Source organism: Pseudomonas rosaeacicularis (genome assembly GCF_057128745.1).
In genome coordinates, this window is the sequence record NZ_JBSKHT010000001.1 from 398,913 (window position 1) to 415,339 (window position 16,427).

At 58.8% G+C, this 16,427-nt stretch carries 19 protein-coding genes; 3 read left to right on the forward strand and 16 right to left on the reverse strand.

The genetic code is table 11. From position 1 onward, the window contains the following. Window positions 1-33 precede the first annotated feature (33 nt). Genes ACWKWM_RS01895 through ubiE form a run of 9 tightly spaced genes read right to left on the reverse strand, consistent with a single transcriptional unit; the run spans window position 34 to window position 6,171 of the window. Window positions 34-741 (reverse strand): 16S rRNA (uracil(1498)-N(3))-methyltransferase, encoded by a 708-nt coding sequence (locus tag ACWKWM_RS01895; RefSeq protein ID WP_483844478.1) that lies wholly within the window; start codon window positions 739-741, stop codon window positions 34-36. Next, complete coding sequence (gene tatC, locus ACWKWM_RS01900) at window positions 738-1,532, reverse strand: twin-arginine translocase subunit TatC (protein WP_483834867.1); 795 nt, start codon at window positions 1,530-1,532, stop codon at window positions 738-740. The genes ACWKWM_RS01895 and tatC overlap by 4 nt, the downstream gene beginning before the upstream one ends. Continuing rightward, entirely contained in the window at window positions 1,529-2,050 is a 522-nt protein-coding gene (tatB, locus tag ACWKWM_RS01905) for a Sec-independent protein translocase protein TatB (RefSeq protein WP_483844479.1), read from the reverse strand. Before tatB ends, tatC begins: the two co-directional genes overlap by 4 nt. Window positions 2,051-2,060: 10 nt before the next feature. Then, window positions 2,061-2,333 carry a twin-arginine translocase TatA/TatE family subunit gene (locus tag ACWKWM_RS01910; RefSeq protein WP_483834865.1) on the reverse strand — a complete coding sequence of 91 codons (273 nt, stop codon included), beginning with the start codon at window positions 2,331-2,333 and terminating at the stop codon, window positions 2,061-2,063. A 44-nt stretch (window positions 2,334-2,377) separates the two neighbouring features. Next, complete coding sequence (locus ACWKWM_RS01915; protein WP_483834864.1) at window positions 2,378-2,710, reverse strand: phosphoribosyl-ATP diphosphatase; 333 nt, start codon at window positions 2,708-2,710, stop codon at window positions 2,378-2,380. Between the two features lie 2 nt (window positions 2,711-2,712). Beyond that, entirely contained in the window at window positions 2,713-3,105 is a 393-nt protein-coding gene (gene hisI / locus ACWKWM_RS01920) for a phosphoribosyl-AMP cyclohydrolase (protein WP_483844480.1), read from the reverse strand. Between the two features lie 56 nt (window positions 3,106-3,161). After that, complete coding sequence (ubiB, locus tag ACWKWM_RS01925) at window positions 3,162-4,781, reverse strand: ubiquinone biosynthesis regulatory protein kinase UbiB (protein ID WP_483834862.1); 1,620 nt, start codon at window positions 4,779-4,781, stop codon at window positions 3,162-3,164. Next, on the reverse strand, window positions 4,778-5,401 hold the full coding sequence (locus ACWKWM_RS01930) for a ubiquinone biosynthesis accessory factor UbiJ (protein WP_483844481.1): 624 nt from the start codon (window positions 5,399-5,401) through the stop codon (window positions 4,778-4,780). The genes ubiB and ACWKWM_RS01930 overlap by 4 nt, the downstream gene beginning before the upstream one ends. Then, complete coding sequence (gene ubiE, locus ACWKWM_RS01935) at window positions 5,401-6,171, reverse strand: bifunctional demethylmenaquinone methyltransferase/2-methoxy-6-polyprenyl-1,4-benzoquinol methylase UbiE (RefSeq protein WP_483835379.1); 771 nt, start codon at window positions 6,169-6,171, stop codon at window positions 5,401-5,403. Before ubiE ends, ACWKWM_RS01930 begins: the two co-directional genes overlap by 1 nt. A gap of 143 nt (window positions 6,172-6,314) precedes the next feature. Here ubiE and ACWKWM_RS01940 point away from each other — a divergent pair, with 143 nt between their 5' ends. From ACWKWM_RS01940 to ACWKWM_RS01950, 3 genes are all read left to right on the forward strand, one after another. Beyond that, complete coding sequence (locus ACWKWM_RS01940) at window positions 6,315-6,593, forward strand: polyhydroxyalkanoic acid system family protein (protein WP_483834860.1); 279 nt, start codon at window positions 6,315-6,317, stop codon at window positions 6,591-6,593. A 213-nt stretch (window positions 6,594-6,806) separates the two neighbouring features. Continuing rightward, a complete protein-coding gene (locus ACWKWM_RS01945) occupies window positions 6,807-7,229 on the forward strand; it encodes a phasin family protein (protein WP_483844482.1) in 423 nt (140 codons plus the stop codon). Between the two features lie 10 nt (window positions 7,230-7,239). After that, window positions 7,240-8,157, forward strand: coding sequence for a phasin family protein (locus tag ACWKWM_RS01950; RefSeq protein ID WP_483844483.1), 918 nt, complete (start codon window positions 7,240-7,242; stop codon window positions 8,155-8,157). Window positions 8,158-8,303: 146 nt separating this feature from the next. Here the strand turns inward: ACWKWM_RS01950 and ACWKWM_RS01955 are convergent, their stop codons facing one another. From ACWKWM_RS01955 to hslV, 7 genes are all read right to left on the reverse strand, one after another. Next, window positions 8,304-8,918: a TetR/AcrR family transcriptional regulator gene (locus ACWKWM_RS01955; RefSeq protein WP_483844484.1), complete on the reverse strand. Its 615-nt coding sequence runs from the start codon at window positions 8,916-8,918 to the stop codon at window positions 8,304-8,306. Between the two features lie 136 nt (window positions 8,919-9,054). Then, window positions 9,055-10,737 (reverse strand): class II poly(R)-hydroxyalkanoic acid synthase, encoded by a 1,683-nt coding sequence (gene phaC / locus ACWKWM_RS01960; RefSeq protein WP_483844485.1) that lies wholly within the window; start codon window positions 10,735-10,737, stop codon window positions 9,055-9,057. A 160-nt stretch (window positions 10,738-10,897) separates the two neighbouring features. Continuing rightward, window positions 10,898-11,752 (reverse strand): poly(3-hydroxyalkanoate) depolymerase, encoded by an 855-nt coding sequence (phaZ, locus tag ACWKWM_RS01965; protein WP_483844486.1) that lies wholly within the window; start codon window positions 11,750-11,752, stop codon window positions 10,898-10,900. A gap of 193 nt (window positions 11,753-11,945) precedes the next feature. Continuing rightward, the gene (gene phaC, locus ACWKWM_RS01970; RefSeq protein WP_483844487.1) at window positions 11,946-13,625 is read right to left on the reverse strand and encodes a class II poly(R)-hydroxyalkanoic acid synthase; all 1,680 of its coding nucleotides are present in this window, start codon (window positions 13,623-13,625) and stop codon (window positions 11,946-11,948) included. A gap of 319 nt (window positions 13,626-13,944) precedes the next feature. Next, window positions 13,945-14,325 (reverse strand): gamma-butyrobetaine hydroxylase family protein, encoded by a 381-nt coding sequence (locus tag ACWKWM_RS01975; RefSeq protein ID WP_483844488.1) that lies wholly within the window; start codon window positions 14,323-14,325, stop codon window positions 13,945-13,947. A 164-nt stretch (window positions 14,326-14,489) separates the two neighbouring features. Then, window positions 14,490-15,821: an ATP-dependent protease ATPase subunit HslU gene (hslU, locus tag ACWKWM_RS01980; protein ID WP_483844489.1), complete on the reverse strand. Its 1,332-nt coding sequence runs from the start codon at window positions 15,819-15,821 to the stop codon at window positions 14,490-14,492. 69 nt (window positions 15,822-15,890) lie between these two features. Beyond that, window positions 15,891-16,421, reverse strand: coding sequence for an ATP-dependent protease subunit HslV (hslV, locus tag ACWKWM_RS01985; RefSeq protein WP_268799193.1), 531 nt, complete (start codon window positions 16,419-16,421; stop codon window positions 15,891-15,893). Between the last annotated feature and the right edge of the window lie 6 nt (window positions 16,422-16,427).

Below are 16,427 nucleotides of genomic sequence, written 5' to 3' on the forward strand. Positions count from 1 at the left end.
GATTAGTGATGGCTCGCGGGATTTGCGTTGTGGTCAGAACAGACGCGAAAGCAGGGCGGTGACGGCAGTTTCGACACGCAGGATGCGCTCGCCCAGTTGCACCGGTTGCAGGCCGGATTTGCGCAGCAGTTCGATTTCGTAGGGAATCCAGCCCCCTTCCGGGCCGATGGCCAAGGTGATGGGCTGTTCGACGGCGCGGGGGCAGGGCGGGAAGTCACCCGGGTGGCCGACCAGACCGAGCGTGCCCTCGACCAGCGCAGGCAGCCGATCTTCAACGAATGGCTTGAAGCGCTTCTCGATGATCACCTCAGGCAGGACGCTGTCACGGGCTTGTTCTAAGCCCAGCACCAACTGCTCGCGAATCGCTTCAGCCTCCAGGAACGGCGTTTGCCAGAAGCTCTTCTCGACGCGATAGCTGTTGAGCAAGATGATTTTGGGTACACCCATGGTCGCGACGGTCTGAAACACCCGACGCAGCATCTTGGGCCGTGGCAGCGCCAACAGCAGGGTCAGCGGCAGCTTGGCGGGCGGTTCTCTATCAAAGCTGACCGACAACTCGGCTTCTTGGGATTCCAGCCGCAGCAGTTCGGCACTGCCCAATTGCCCGCCCAGGCGACCCACACGCAGACTGTCGCCGACCACCGAGCGATGCACTTCCTGCATGTGTTTGAGGCGGCGGTCGCGCAGAACAACGCGATCCGCCGCGATGAAGTCGGCTTCTTCCAGCAGCAGCAAATTCACGGCTGGGTCGCTGGCGGCTGATCCTGTTTGTCTTCAGCGGCTTCGTCGTCTTCATGGTCGCCGCGCTTGGTGATCATCGAACTGCACAGCACACCGATCTCGAACAGCAGCCACATCGGCACCGCCAGCAGCGTCTGCGAGAAGATGTCCGGCGGCGTCAGAATCATCCCCACCACAAAGCAACCGATCACCACATAAGGGCGAATCTTCTTCAGGTATTTGACGTCGACAATGCCGATCCAGACCAACAACACCACCGCCACAGGAATCTCGAACGCCACGCCGAAGGCGAAAAACAGCGTCATCACGAAATCCAGATAGCTGGCGATGTCGGTCATCATCGACACGCCTTCAGGCGTCACGCTGGCGAAGAAGTGGAATATCAGCGGAAAGACCAAGTAGTACGCGAAGGCCATACCGGCGTAGAACAGAATGATGCTCGACACCAGCAACGGCACGGCAACGCGCTTTTCATGCTTGTACAGGCCGGGTGCAATGAAGCCCCAGATCTGGTGCAGGATCACCGGCATCGCCAGAAATAGCGCCACCATCATCGTCAGCTTGAACGGCGTGATGAACGGTGAGGCCACGTCTGTGGCGATCATCGTCGCGCCTTCGGGCAGGAACACGCGCAGTGGCGCTGAGACGAAGGTGTAGATCTTCTGCGTGAAGTAGAACAGGCAGCCGAAGATCAGGAAGATCGCCAGCACGCAGCGCAGCAGGCGCGAGCGCAGTTCAGTGAGGTGCGAGACCAGCGGCATCTGCTGGTCGTTTTCCGGGATAGTGCTCATGGGGCTCGCGGCGGCAATGACGAATCGTTGGCGGAAGGCGCAGTCTGCACCGGCACGGTGTGGTTGGCAGCAGTCGGTGGGGTGGCTGGCACCGAGTGAACAGGCTCGGGACTGACCGATGCGCTTTCGGCGGGTGCTGCCGGACCGATGTCAGCACTTGGCGGGACCGGTGTCACAGGTATTGGCGTCGCAGCAGTGACCGGCAGCGGTGGTTCTGCAACCGGTACAGGCGCAGACGGCGTAACTGACGTCGCTGGCTCGACGGGTGGTTGCTGCGGCGAAAGAATCTTGCGCGCTTCCTGTTCCATCGAAAGGATGTGTTCGTTGTGCAACTGACGGCGAATTTCATCGGCGCCGATTTCGCGTTCAACTTCCTGTTTGATCGCATTGAAGCTGCGTTTCAGCCGCCCGACCCAAAGCCCGGCGGTGCGTGCTGCGCCCGGCAGACGCTCGGGGCCCAACACCAGCAGGGCAACGAGGCCGACGAGCAGCAGTTCAGAGAAGCTGATACCAAACATGCGTCACGACCTAGTCTTTGCGGATGGGCTCTTCGACTTTCTGTGCTTGCGCGTCGATGGTGTGCGGCTGGTTCAGCGGCGAGGACTGAGTGGTCGTGTGCGGCTGTGGTTGTGGCTGCACCGGCGGTTGTTCCGGGGCTTTTTCTTCATCGCTCATGGCTTTGCGAAAGCCCTTGATCGATTCGCCAACGTCGGTGCCAAGGCCTTTGAGCTTCTTGGTGCCGAATACCAGCACGACCACGATCAGGATGACGATCCAGTGTTTCCAGTCAAAAATACCCATGACGCGTTCCTCGTAATAAATTCAGAGCCCGTAAGCGTGAGTGTTCATTCAGCCGACCGAGCAGCCTTTTCGTCGTGACCGGACAGGCCGAAGCGGCGGTCCAGTTCATCGAGCACGGCCTGTGGATGTTGGCCCAGCGATGCGAGCATCACCAGGCTATGGAACCACAGGTCAGCGGTTTCGTAGATGACATCGCTGCAATCGCCGCTAATGGCAGCGTCCTTTGCCGCGATGATAGTTTCAACCGACTCTTCGCCGACCTTTTCCAGAATCTTGTTCAGACCCTTGTGATACAGGCTGGCGACATAGGAACTGTCGGCGGCCGCGCCTTTGCGTGCTTCAAGCACTTCAGCAAGGCGAGACAAGGTATCAGTCATGTTCAGTGTCCTGCTTGATAAATGGCGTCGGGGTCTTTAAGGACCGGGTCTACGGTCTTCCAGCCAGCGTTATCGTATACGCGGTAGAAGCAGCTTTCACGCCCGGTGTGGCAGGCGATGCCGCCGATTTGCTCGACCATCAAGATGATCACGTCCGCGTCGCAGTCCAGACGCACTTCGTGCAGCTTTTGTACATGGCCTGATTCTTCACCCTTGCGCCACAGCTTGCTCCGCGAGCGCGACCAGTAAATGGCGCGGTTTTCAGCGGCGGTCAGGCTCAAGGCTTCACGGTTCATCCAGGCCATCATCAGGACGCGTCCGGTCTTGTGGTCCTGGGCAATCGCCGGGACCAAGCCGTCGCTGTTCCAGTGAATCTCGTCCAGCCAGTCTTTCATCGTCGGCTCCGGCCGCTCTGTGGAAGGGTTAGTGTGCCAGCGGCCTGCGCCCATGGCTATCGGCGAACGACCAGATACAGGCCCGCCACCAGCATGATCCAGGTCGGCACGGCATTCAATGCAACCCATTCGGCGCCTGATTGCACATGGGCCGACGCCATCACGGCGCCACCGGCCAACAGCGCTGCACCGATCAGCCGCAGCGCCCAATGATCGCCACGTTCGCGCCACGGTGGCGGCGGATCGTTACGATGCGGTTGCGACATGCGCTCCAGCAGATCACGGGTCATGCCAGCCAGATGGGGGATCTGCTCGACTTGAGATTGCAGGTTGCCCAGCAGCGTTTTCGGACTGACGCGCTCACGCATCCAGCGCTCGAGGAACGGCTGCGCGGTGCTCCACAAATCCAGATCTGGATACAGCTGACGGCCCAGGCCCTCAATGTTGAGCAGGGTTTTTTGCAGCAGCACCAGTTGCGGCTGGACTTCCATGTTGAAGCGCCGAGCAGTCTGGAACAGACGCATCAGCACCTGCCCGAAGGAAATGTCTTTGAGCGGCTTCTCGAAAATCGGTTCGCACACGGTACGAATGGCGGCTTCGAACTCGTTGAGTTTGGTTTCCGCCGGCACCCACCCTGAGTCGATGTGCAGTTGCGCGACACGACGGTAGTCGCGCTTGAAGAACGCGAACAGGTTGCGCGCCAGATAGTCCTGATCTTCAGGAGTCAGGCTGCCGACGATGCCGCAGTCGATGGCGATGTACATCGGGCTCCACGGCTTCACCGTGCTGACGAAGATGTTACCGGGGTGCATGTCGGCGTGGAAAAAGCTGTCGCGAAACACCTGGGTGAAGAACAGCTCGACGCCTCGCTCGGCGAGCATTTTCATGTCGGTGCGTTGATCGGCCAGAGTGGCCAGATCGGTGACCTGCACGCCGTAGATGCGCTCCATCACCAGCACTTTCGGCCGGCACCAGTCCCAATAGACTTGCGGCACGTACAGCATCTCCGAGCCTTCGAAGTTACGACGCAGCTGACTTGAGTTCGCCGCTTCGCGCAACAGGTCGAGTTCGTCGTAGATGGTCTTTTCGTAGTCCAGAACCACATCAACCGGGTGCAACAGGCGGGCGTCGGCAGACAGGCGCTCAGCGATGCGCGCCAGAATGAACAGCCACGCCAGATCGGAGCCGATGATCGGCTTGAGGCCTGGACGCACGACTTTCACGACGACTTCTTCGCCGGTCTTCAGTTGCGCGGCGTGAACCTGCGCCACCGAGGCCGACGCCAGCGGCTCAACGTCGAAACGGCTGAACACCTGGCTGATCTTCGCGCCCAGTTGGGATTCGATCAGGTCGATGGCTTTCTGAGATTCGAACGGCGGCACTCGGTCCTGCAATCGCATCAGCTCATCGGCGATGTCTTCGGGCAACAGATCGCGACGGGTGGACAGCAGTTGGCCGAACTTGATGAAGATCGGGCCCAGGTCCTGCAATGCCAGACGCAAGCGTGCGCCACGGGTCAGCTCGCTTTTGCGTCTCGGCAGCCAGCGCCAAGGCAACACATAGCGCACCGCCAGCAGCCACCACGGCAATGGCAAGGCGAACAGCAGGTCATCGAGGCGGTAGCGGATTACAACGCGCTGGATGCGAAACAGACGGCGGACGGCAAGCAGGCTCATGCGTTATCGCTGGATTTGAGGGATTGGGCGAGACGTTCGAAGCGGGCTTCGAGGCGTTCGAGGTCTTGTTTGGCCTGATCAAGTTCAGCGAAGCGCGCTTCTGCTTCACGTTTGCCCACCAGCGTGCGTGATTCCTCGCTCAGGTAATCGGCGAGGTTGTGGCTCAAGCTGGACGCGGTGTCGCGGGTCCAGCTCGCGCGGCTGCGCAGGTGAGCGCCGATCAACGGGCTGGCGACAGGGCCCAGCCAGCGTGACAGCTCGTACTCCCAGTCCAGATCAAGGTCTTGCAACACGCCGACTAGCTCCAGCAACACAGCGCTTTCACCCTCAAGCTCGACTTCCGGGCTGTGCAGCACGGCGGTTTTGTCTTTACTCAGGGCCAGACGGATCAAGCTCGCAGCCGGCGCGCGCAACGTGCAGTCGGCGCCCGCATCCCAGTTGGAGGCGAGCATCAAGCCTTCATCGCTGGGCAGGATGAACAGATGAAACGCTGGGCTGGTGCATTCCACGGCGATCACTTTGCCGCTCAGCCGATCAAGGCGCGGCAATGCGGTGCTGTCCATTCGCAGGACGCGGTTGATGCCGTGTTCGGCGCTTGCCAGCAGGCCGCGAATCAACATCAGGGCTTGATGCCGCGATGCAGAGCGACGATGCCGGAGGTCATGTTGTGGTACGTCACGCGGTCGAAACCGGCATGTACCATCATGGCTTTCAGCGTTTCCTGATCCGGGTGCATGCGGATCGATTCGGCCAGGTAGCGATAGCTCTCGGAATCGTTGGTGATCAACTTGCCGGCCAAAGGCATGAACGCGAAGGAGTACGCGTCGTAGATCTTGGACATGACCGGGTTGGTGGGTTTGGAGAATTCCAGCACCAACAAGCGACCGCCCGGCTTGAGGACGCGCAGCATCGAAGCGATCGCATCCTCTTTGTGGGTGACGTTGCGCAGACCGAAGGCAATGGTCACGCAGTCGAAGTAGTTGTCGGGAAAGGGCAGTTTTTCAGCATCGGCCTGGACGAAGCTCATGTTGCCAGCCACGCCGCGATCCAGCAGACGGTCGCGACCGACGCGCAGCATGGATTCGTTGATGTCGGCGAGTACGACTTCGCCGGTCGGGCCGACGAGATGGGAGAATTTCTTTGCCAGATCGCCTGTGCCGCCGGCGATGTCCAGGACGCGATTGCCGACGCGTACGCCGGACAGTTCGATGGTGAAGCGCTTCCACAGGCGGTGCATGCCACCGGAGAGCACGTCGTTCATCAGGTCATACTTGGCGGCAACGGAGTGGAAAACCTCGGCGACTTTGTCGGCCTTCTGGCTTTCCGGAACGTTTTTGTAACCGAAGTGGGTGGTGGGTTCGGCATCGCTGCCTTTGCGCGGATCATTCATATCGCTGTCACCGGAATAAAGTGCGGCCATTCTAATCGCCGGGGCTGGCTTTGTCTTGACAAGGCTCATCGCGAACAGTTTCTTCGCTGTGACCCGCTGTTATAGTGCGCCCACGATTTACCCCTTGATGAAGGAGTCTTTGAATGGCCCGAATTACCGTTGAACGCGCTCATTCTCTGGGCAAGGAAAATGCCCGGGAAAAGGCTGAGGTCATGCTGCAAAAGCTCTCGGACAAATACGGCATCGCCCATGAATGGGACGGTGACACGGTCGCGCTGGAAGGCAAGGGCGCCAAAGGCACGGTCGACGTTGAGGATGATCTGGTACGGGTAAACATCGAACTCAATTTCTTTTTGTCTGCCATGAGCGGCTCGATCAAGTCTGAAGTCGAGAAGCAACTGGATAAAGTGCTAACTGCTTGAGCGATACACCTCCTGTAGGAGCGAACTTGTTCGCGAAGCGGTGTACCTGAAACACCGTATCCACCTTCTCGCCAACAAGTTGGCTCCTACAGATCGGTGTTTCCCCGCCACCCACCCCTAGGGTGAGCATTCTAATTTTTATCTCTACTTTGTGCCCATGCCCCACACCGTCCGGGGCTGTATCTCCTATCCCTTTCGAGCGTGAGGTGCACCATGGCCAAAGTTACCCTGAAGAAAATCAAAGCCGAAGAGGCGCATACCGTTTCCGAAGTCCGTCTCTACGCGCGCAAGATCTGGCTCGCGGGCCTGGGCGCCTACGTCAAGGCTGGCCAGGAAGGCGCCGAGTACGTCAAAGAGCTGATCAAGACTGGTGAGCAGACTGAAAAGAAGGCCAAGACCCTCATCGATGAAAAGGTCGATGCCGCCAACAGCGAGATCGATTCGGTCAAGGACGACGTCGTCAAAGCCAAGGGCCGTGTCAGCGTTCAGCTCGATAAGATCGAGAGCGCATTCGACCGCCGTGTCGCCAGCGCCTTGAATCGCATTGGCATACCGTCTAAACATGATGTTGAGACACTCTCTGCTAAGCTCGATGAGCTGACGGCATTGCTCGAACGTGTCGCGCGTAAACAATAAGGAGAGCGGGATGGCTGGCAAAAAGAAAACTGAAAAAGAAGGCAGCTCCTGGATTGGCGAAGTTGAAAAATACTCGCGCCAAATCTGGCTGGCTGGTTTAGGCGCTTACTCGAAGATCAGCAATGACGGCAGTAAGCTTTTCGAAACGCTTGTCAAAGACGGCGAGAAGGCTGAGAAACAAACCAAGACCGTCGTCGAGAAACAGGTCGACACGGCCAAGGCTGGCACCAAATCCCGCGTGGGTGACGTGAAGGACCTGGCCCTGGGCAAATGGGGCGAGCTGGAAGGTGCTTTCGACAAGCGCCTGAACAGCGCGATTTCCCGACTTGGCGTTCCAAGCCGCAACGAAGTCAAAGCGCTGCACGGCAAAGTCGATTTGCTGACCAAACAGATCGAGAAGCTGACCGGATCGTCGGTGACGCCGATCTCGAAAACAGCAGCAAAACCTGCGGCCAAACCCGCTGCCAAAGCCACGACCAAGCCATTGGTTAAAGCGGCTGCGAAACCTGTCGCCAAGGCAGCAAGCGCAGTGGCCAGCAAAACAGCGGCGGCCAAACCTACCGTGGCAAAAGCTGCGACCAAGCCTGTCGCTGCAGCGTCTAAGGCAGCAGCGTCTACCGCAGCGAAAGCCAAATCGGTAGCGGCTAAACCTGCACCCAAAGCTGCGGCCAAACCGGCAGCCAAGCCTGCTGCCGCGGCCAAACCCGCGGCCAAGCCGGTCACCGCAAAACCCGCGACCAAACCTGCAGCAGCCAAAAAACCTGCTGCGAAAAAGCCTGCCGCACCCAAGCCTGCCGCCGCCGCAAAACCGGCCGCGTCTACTCCGGCTTCAACGGCAAGCGCATCATCGTCCACCCCGGCAGCAAGTACCTCGGCAGCCAATTCGGCGAATTCATCTACTGCATCGCCACCTGCCAGCCAGTCCTGATCACAGGCTGGAAACAACAAAACCCGACCTGTGAAAGCAGGTCGGGTTTTTTTATTGGCCGCCGAACACAATACCCGCGGGAGCGGACTCGTCCGCTCCCACAGATACTGTATTTTCCATTTTGGATTTAGAGGCCCCTTTAAATATCACTCCTCCAAATAATGCAGCGCCAGTTTCTCTGCCGCATGCCTGGACGCCGGCGACAGGTGTGGCGCAACCAGCATCATAATCTGGTAAACCACTACTCGCACTTCGCCTTCGCGATCGAGAATGCGTTGGTAGTCCAGTGAAAACAGCAACGTCATGGTGATCTGTTCCACCAGTTGCCCCAATGCCTGAGTATCGCTGACGACTTGCCCCTCAGCCTTCACTCGAGCGAGCAGCGAGGCGAGGGTGCGCTTGATTGCATTGAGCAGATTGCGAATGCCGCGAGCCAGTTTTGGCAGGCGGCTGGCCAGGTTCGACAGGTCCTGAAACAGGAAGCGGTAATGGGCCAGGCGCTCGACGATCAGGTGCAGGAACAGCCAATAATCTTCGGCCTCCAGTCGTGCGTCGGCGGGCGGATCGAGCAGGGGCGCCAGCTCGGCCTGAAACCGCTCGAACAACTCCAGCACCACGGGCTCCTTGCCGTGGAAGTGGTAGTAAAGATTGCCAGGGCTGATGTCCAGCTCATTGGCAATTTCCAGCGTTGAAACATTGGGCTCGCCCTGCTGATTGAACAGCTGCAGGGCACATTCGAGAATGCGGTCGCGGGTTTTCATCCAGTCTTCTTGTTCAGGTTTTCAAAAATCGGAATTGCCTTTTCCCTGTAGGAGCTGCCGAAGGCTGCGATTGCGGTGTGTCACGGGAAACCTATCGCAGCCTTCGGCAGCTCCTACATGGGAACCATCCATCCCTTCAACGCACCCGCACATACGTCCCAGGTGCGGCCTCCATCGGCGGGTAATTCTGGTTTCCCACTGCGGTCAGAGTCTCCTTCTGCGCGCCGGAGCGTTCCTGAATCCAGCTCAGCCAGGTCGGCCACCAGCTGCCCTCCGTGCGTTGCGCGTCGTAATACCAGGCGCGTGGGTCGCTGCTGAGTTTGCTGTTCTCGACGAAACTCGACTTCGGATTGCCGGGCGGGCACAGAATGCTTTGCACATGCCCGCTGCTGGACAGCACAAACCTTCGCTGGCCGCCCAGCAGCAAGGTGGAGCGATAGACCACATCCCACGGCGTGATGTGATCGTTCTGACCGCCGACGCTGAAACTGTCCACTGTCACTTTCTGCAGATCCACCGGCGTGCCGCACACCTCAAGGCCACCGGGATGGCTCAGCGGGTTGTGCTTGAAGAAGTCCAGCAGGTCGCCATGAAAGGCGGCCGGCAAACGCGTGCTGTCGTTGTTCCAGTACAAAATATCGAACGGCGGCGGCGCCTTGCCCAATAGGTAATTATTGACCCAGTACGTCCAGATCAGATCGTTGGGGCGCATCCAGGCGAACACCTTCGCCATGTCGCGGCCGGCCAGCACACCGCGTTGGTACGAGCGCCGCTTTGCGGCTTCCAGGCTTTGCTCATCAATGAACAGCGTCGCCGGGCTCTCGATCTGGCTGTCCATCAAACTCACCAGGTAAGTTGCGCTGGACACCCGCTTCATCTGCCGCTTGGCCTGCAAATGCCCTTGGAGCGCTGCGATAGTGAGCCCTCCAGCGCAGGCACCCACCAGATTGACCTCGCGCGCGCCAGTGATCGCACGGCACACATTCAACGCCTCCTCGGCTGCCGCCACATAACTGGAGAGCCCCCATTCCCGATGACGCACGTCAGGGTTTCGCCAGCTGATGATGAAGGTCTGGAGGCCGTTTTTCAGGGCGTACTGGACGAAACTGTTGGTGGGACTCAAATCGAAAATGTAGAACTTGTTGATCTGTGGCGGCACGATCAGCATGGGCCGGGCGTACTGTTTTTCGCTCATCGGCTTGTACTGGATCAGCTCCATCAGCTCATTACGAAACACTACCGAACCTTGGGTCACCGCCACGGTTTTGCCGACTTCGAACGCATCTTTTGTCACTTGGCTGGGTAGGCCGTTGTTGTGCAGCAAGTCATCGAACATATGACTTAAGCCCTTGATCACGCTGGTGCCGCCCGAGTTGAACAGCTCCTTGACGGCCAAGGGATTGAGCAGTGTATTGGTCGGCGACACGGCGTCGTTGAGCAAGGAAAAAATGAAGTGGGCGCGGGCGCGATCATCCGTCGATAACTGGCTGTGATCGATCCACTGATGCAGTTGGTGCTGCCACACCAGATACCCCTGCAAACCGCGTCGGTACAGCGGATTATGGGTCCAGGTGGGGTCAGAGAACCGGCTGTCGTGAGCGTCGGGTGTATGTGGCATGTCGCCGAGCATGACCCTGCCGAGTTGACCGCCGAGGGTCAATGCGTGGCGCGCCGTATAAAGCGGGTGCTTGAGGCCCTGCATCGCGACATTGCGCAATGTGGAAAACAGGTCGCCGCCGCGCAGGCCAGTGATCGCGCTTTGCGCGTTGATATAAGTCGCTGGCGTGGACACAGCTTTCTTCGCGGATTTGTCTTGCATGGTTCAACACTCCTTCGTCATTCCATCAACACATACACCTGCGCAGGTTCTTTCACTCCGGAACTGCGCCGCTCTGCGCCATGACATCCGGTCTATGTCGCAGTCAGTCAAGCAACTGCTTTTGCTGGGTAAGCGAACTCCTGAAACCTACAGCCTGAGCTTATCGGGCGAGGGGTGAAGGCTGCGGGTGCATGACGGCGCGCTGCCGTTCCTGCTGGAGAAATTTCATGATGATGGGCGCTACCGCTTCGGCGCGGGTAATCAGAAACAAATGACCGTCGTCGATTATGTGTAGCTGGGCATTGGGGATCCGCCAAGCCAGCAGGCGCATATTGATCAGTGGTATCAGGGGGTCATCGTCGCCTGCCAGCACCAGCGTTGGCTGCCGGATCTTGTGCAGCCAGTGAATACTGGTCCAGCCCATGCCCGCGAACAGTTGCCAGTAGTAACCCAGCTTTCCGGACGAACGGACCTTCGCGGCGTGGTTTGCAGCCAGGTGAGGATCGCGGCGGAAGGCGCCGCCGTAGATCTCCGGTGCGATGCGAATTACATGGGACGGCTGAATGTAGCGCCTGGGGCTGGCCATCAACCACAGGACCCGTGGTTTGCCGGGCACCATCACCGCACCCGCTGCTGTTGCGGCGAGCACCAGCTTTTTGCAGCGCTCGGGGTAGTCGTAGGCAAATTGCTGCGCCAGCGCCCCTCCCCAGGAAACACCGATCACGTTGACCTGCCCGTAGTCCAGATAATCGAGCATGCGCGCCGCCAGTTTCGCCAGTCCGGGAAAACGGTAGGGGCGGCTTGGCGTCGACGAACCGCCTACGCCTGGGACATCGAAGGCGATTACTTCCAGATCCGGGTCCAGTGCGTCGACGAACGGAAACACCAACTCCAGGTTGGCGCCGATGCCATTGAAAATCAGCAGCGGGGTGAGATGGCTTTTGCCAGATCGCACCGCCGTGCGAATGGTGTGACCGTCCAGGTCGATGGAGCGAAATACAAACGGTTGCGGCATGCGCGAAGCCCTGTGGATTAAAACGTCGGTGGTGCTGTTTTGCGCGTTGCCGGTCGTGTGTTCGATGTGCCCAAGTCAACGTATGTTCTGTAGGAGCTGCCGAAGGCTGCGATGCGGTATGTCAGGGAAGCCGAATCGCAGCCTTCGGCGGCTCCTACAGGTAGTTGTGTCATCGGCAAATCATCGTCATGTCCTATCGCTCATGCACATACGTTCCCGGCGAGGCTTCACCTGCCGGATGCGCTTTGTTACCCAGATTAGCCGGTGCCTTTTTCAATTTACCCGAGCGCTCGGCTTGCCACTTCTGCCAGTGCAGCCACCAGGAGTCGGTGTGTTTAGTGGCGTCTTCCTGCCATTTGGCCGAGCTCTCCGGCAGATCGGGGTTGGTCATGTATCGCGACTTCGGATTACCCGGTGGATTCAGAATGCTTTGGATATGGCCGCTGCTGGAGAGAACAAATTCCGTCTTTCCGCCGAACAGTCGTGCTGACTTGTAGCAAGAGCCCCACGGCGTGATGTGATCGTTGGTCCCGGCCAGGCAGAAAACATCGCTTTTGACCTGCTTCAAATCGATCGGTGTGCCGCTGACCTCCAATGCGTTGGCGCGAATCAGCGGATTGTTTTTGAACATCTCGATCAGGTCACCATGAAACGCCGCCGGCAGGCGAGTGGTGTCGTTGTTCCAGAACAGGATGTCAAACACCGGTGGCTCGTTGCCGAGCAGGTAATTGTTCACCCAGTAGTTCCAGATCAGGTCATTGGGACGCATCCAGGCAAAGACCTTCGCCATGTCTTTGCCTTCCAGCACCCCGGCCTGATACGAATGACGCTTGGCTGATTCCAGGGTTTGTTCATCGACGAACAGCGCGACGTCGTTGTCGAGCGTGGTGTCGAGCACGCTCACCAGCAAGGTCAGCGCGTTGACTTTCTGCTCACCGAGCGCGGCGTAATGGCCCAACAGCGCGGTGCAGGTAATGCCGCCGGAGCAGGCGCCCAACATGTTCACGTCTTTACTGCCGGTGATGGCGCAGACCACATCCACCGCCTCTTTTACGGCGTCGATGTACGTCGACAGGCCCCATTCGCGCTGGGCTTTGGTCGGGTTGCGCCAACTGATAATGAAGGTCTGAACGTTATTGCGCAGGCAAAAGCGCGCCAGGCTTTTGTCCTGGCTGAGATCGAATACGTAGAACTTGTTGATCTGCGGCGGCACCACCAGCAGCGGCCGCTCGTGCACCTGTTCGGTAATCGGCTTGTACTGAATCAACTCCAGCACGTCGTTGCGAAACACCACCGCGCCTTCGGTCGTGCCAAGACTCTTGCCCACTTCAAAGGCGTCCATGTTGACCTGGCTCGGCATGCCGCCGTTATTGACCACGTCCTTGGCCAGATGCGAAAGGCCGTCCAGGATGCTCTTGCCACCGGTTTCAAAGAAGCGCTTTACCGCAGCAGGGTTGGCTGCGCCGTTAGTGGGCGACATGGCTTCGGTCATCAGGTTGATCACGAAATGACCACGGCTGATGTCTTGTGGTGAGAGATTGCTGTCATCGATCCAGCTGTGCAGCTCCTTGCGCCAGGCCAGATAGGTCTGCAGATATCGACGATAAAGAGGGTTCTGGCTCCAGGCAGGGTCAGCAAAACGACGGTCGTCACTGCCAGGCTCAAGGGTGGATTTGCCAAGCAGTACGTTTTTTAGCTCAAGCCCGAAGTGGGCGACGTGCTTGACGCTGTGAATCGGTTGCCGGATGGCTTGGGTCAACACCATGCGTGCCGTGGTGAGCAGATCTTTACGACGCAAACCGACGACGGGGTTCAAGCCCAACGTGTGCTCGGAGGCTTGACGCGGCAGGTCATCGTTACTCTTGTTACTCATCTACGACGCTCCATTGTCCTGAGACGAGCACTGCCTTTGCTGTGAATCAGCGACACAGGCATAAGCCAGCACTGCTTCTCGGGTGACCGATGATTAACACATTCCAGAAGGTGCTCGTGCCGACGATCAGCCTGCGGGGCAGGCGACGAAACGGGGGAGCACCGGCAGCGTCCGCATAAACTCCGATGCAGAGAACTTGCCAGAATCATTGGTTACGCGAGATTTCAAAAAATCGCAAGCAGGGCCAATCGTCAGCCGCTGCGCGGAGCATTGAAGCAGATGGGATTAGAAAGTGCGTCCTAAAACGCCAAGCGGCGGGCTAGAGCATCAGCTTGATGATTTGCTCTGAAGGGTCGCGGGTTTTGCCAGCCGCTTTTAATTCGCTCAGGTAATCCTCCCACAGCGCCTCCTGACGTTGCGCCAGTTGGTAGAGGTATTCCCAGGTGAACAATCCACTGTCATGACCGTCGTCGAAGGTCAATTTCAGTGCGTACTGACCGGCCGGTTCCACCTTGGTCAGGCCGACGCCCAGCTTGCCGAACTGCAAAATCGGATTGCCATGGCCCTGAACCTCCGCCGACGGCGAATGCACCCGCAGGAATTCGGCTGGCAGGTGGTACTCCTCGCCCTGGCCGTATTTCAGCGTGAGGGTTTTGGAGGCTTTGTGCAGCTGGATGGCGGTGGGGATTTTAGACTTCAATAGGTGACCTGCATTCAGTGGTCGGCTTATATGCTTTAGCAGATGACATGACAGTGGGAGGGAGCTTGCTCGCGATGCGTTTTTTCAGACGCTGCAGTAGTGATTGACCCATTGCAATCGCGAGCAAGCTCCCTCCCACGTGACTATCGCTCCCCTCCCTAAGCTTAGAGGATGTATCTGGAGAGATCTTCATCCGCCGCCAGCTCGCCCAGATGGCTGTTGACGTATTCGGCGTCGATTTTGATTGTCTCGGCATCTTGCGCGCTGGCCAGGTCGCCGGCGCTGAAAGACACTTCTTCTAGCAGACGCTCAAGCAGCGTATGCAGGCGACGGGCACCGATGTTCTCGGTCTTCTCGTTCACCTGCCAGGCAATCTCGGCCAGACGCTTGATGCCTTCAGGCAGGAACTCGATGTTCAGACCTTCAGTCTTCAGCAGCTCGCGATACTGCTCAGTGAGCGAGGCATGCGGTTCGCTGAGGATGCGCTCGAAGTCTTGCGGGCTCAGGGCCTTGAGTTCGACACGAATCGGCAGACGACCTTGCAGCTCAGGCACCAGATCGCTCGGCTTGCTCAGGTGGAACGCGCCGGAGGCGATGAACAGGATGTGGTCGGTCTTGACCATGCCCAGCTTGGTGTTGACGGTGCAGCCTTCAATCAGCGGCAGCAAGTCGCGCTGTACGCCTTCACGGGACACATCGGCCCCGCCGACATTGCCGCGCTTGGCGACTTTGTCGATCTCGTCGATAAACACGATGCCGTGCTGCTCAACTGCTTCCAGCGCCTTGGCTTTCAGCTCTTCGTCATTGACCAGACGCCCGGCTTCCTCGTCACGCACCAGCTTCAGCGCTTCTTTGACTTTCAGCTTACGGCTCTTCTTTTTGCCTTTGCCCATGTTGGCAAACAGGCTCTGGAGCTGGTTGGTCATCTCTTCCATGCCTGGCGGCGCGGAAATATCGACGCCGGCCATTTCAGCCACTTCGATTTCGATTTCCTTGTCGTCCAGCTGACCTTCACGCAGGCGCTTGCGGAACAACTGACGAGTGTTGGTATCACTGGGCGACGCTTCGTCCTGGAAACTGCGAGCCTGTGGCAGCAGCGCATCGAGGATGCGGTCTTCAGCGGCGTCTTCGGCGCGATGACGGACTTTGACCATTTCCTGTTCGCGCAGCAGCTTCATGGCGGCGTCAGCGAGGTCACGAATGATCGATTCGACGTCGCGGCCTACGTAGCCGACTTCGGTGAACTTGGTCGCTTCGACCTTGATGAATGGCGCATTGGCAAGCTTGGCCAGACGACGCGCGATTTCGGTTTTACCGACGCCGGTCGGACCGATCATCAGGATGTTCTTGGGCGTAACTTCAACGCGCAGCTCTTCGGGCAGCTGCATCCGGCGCCAGCGGTTACGCAGCGCAATGGCGACGGCGCGCTTGGCATCGTCCTGGCCGATGATATGGCGGTTGAGTTCGTGGACGATTTCACGGGGAGTCATGGACATGGTTTTCAACGGTCCTCTGGCGCGAACAGGCTTGACAAGCCGCAGTGTTCTGCGGCCAGTGCCAGGCGCTTATTCGGCGAGGTCCTGCTCCTCAATGGTGATGTTGTGGTTGGTGAATACGCAGATGTCGCCGGCAATGTGCAGCGCAGTCTCGGCGATTTCCCGGGCCGACAGCTCGGTTTTAAGCAGCAGGGCGCGCGCGGCGGCCTGAGCAAATGCGCCGCCCGAGCCCATGGCGATCAAACCATCTTCGGGTTCAACGACATCGCCGTTGCCGGTGATGATCAGAGAGGCATCTTTGTTGGCAACGGCCAACATGGCTTCAAGGCGGCTGAGCGAGCGGTCGGTACGCCATTCTTTGGCAAGCTCGACGGCGGCGCGGATCAGGTGGCCCTGGTGTTTTTCGAGCTGACCTTCAAAGCGTTCGAACAAGGTGAAGGCGTCAGCGGTGGCGCCGGCGAATCCGGCGATGACTTCGCCGTGGTACAGGCGGCGGACTTTCTTCGCGTTGCCTTTCATGACGGTGTTGCCCAGGGAAACCTGGCCGTCGCCTGCCATGACGACTTTGCCGTGGCGGCGCACTGAAACGATGGTGGTCAAGGGGAG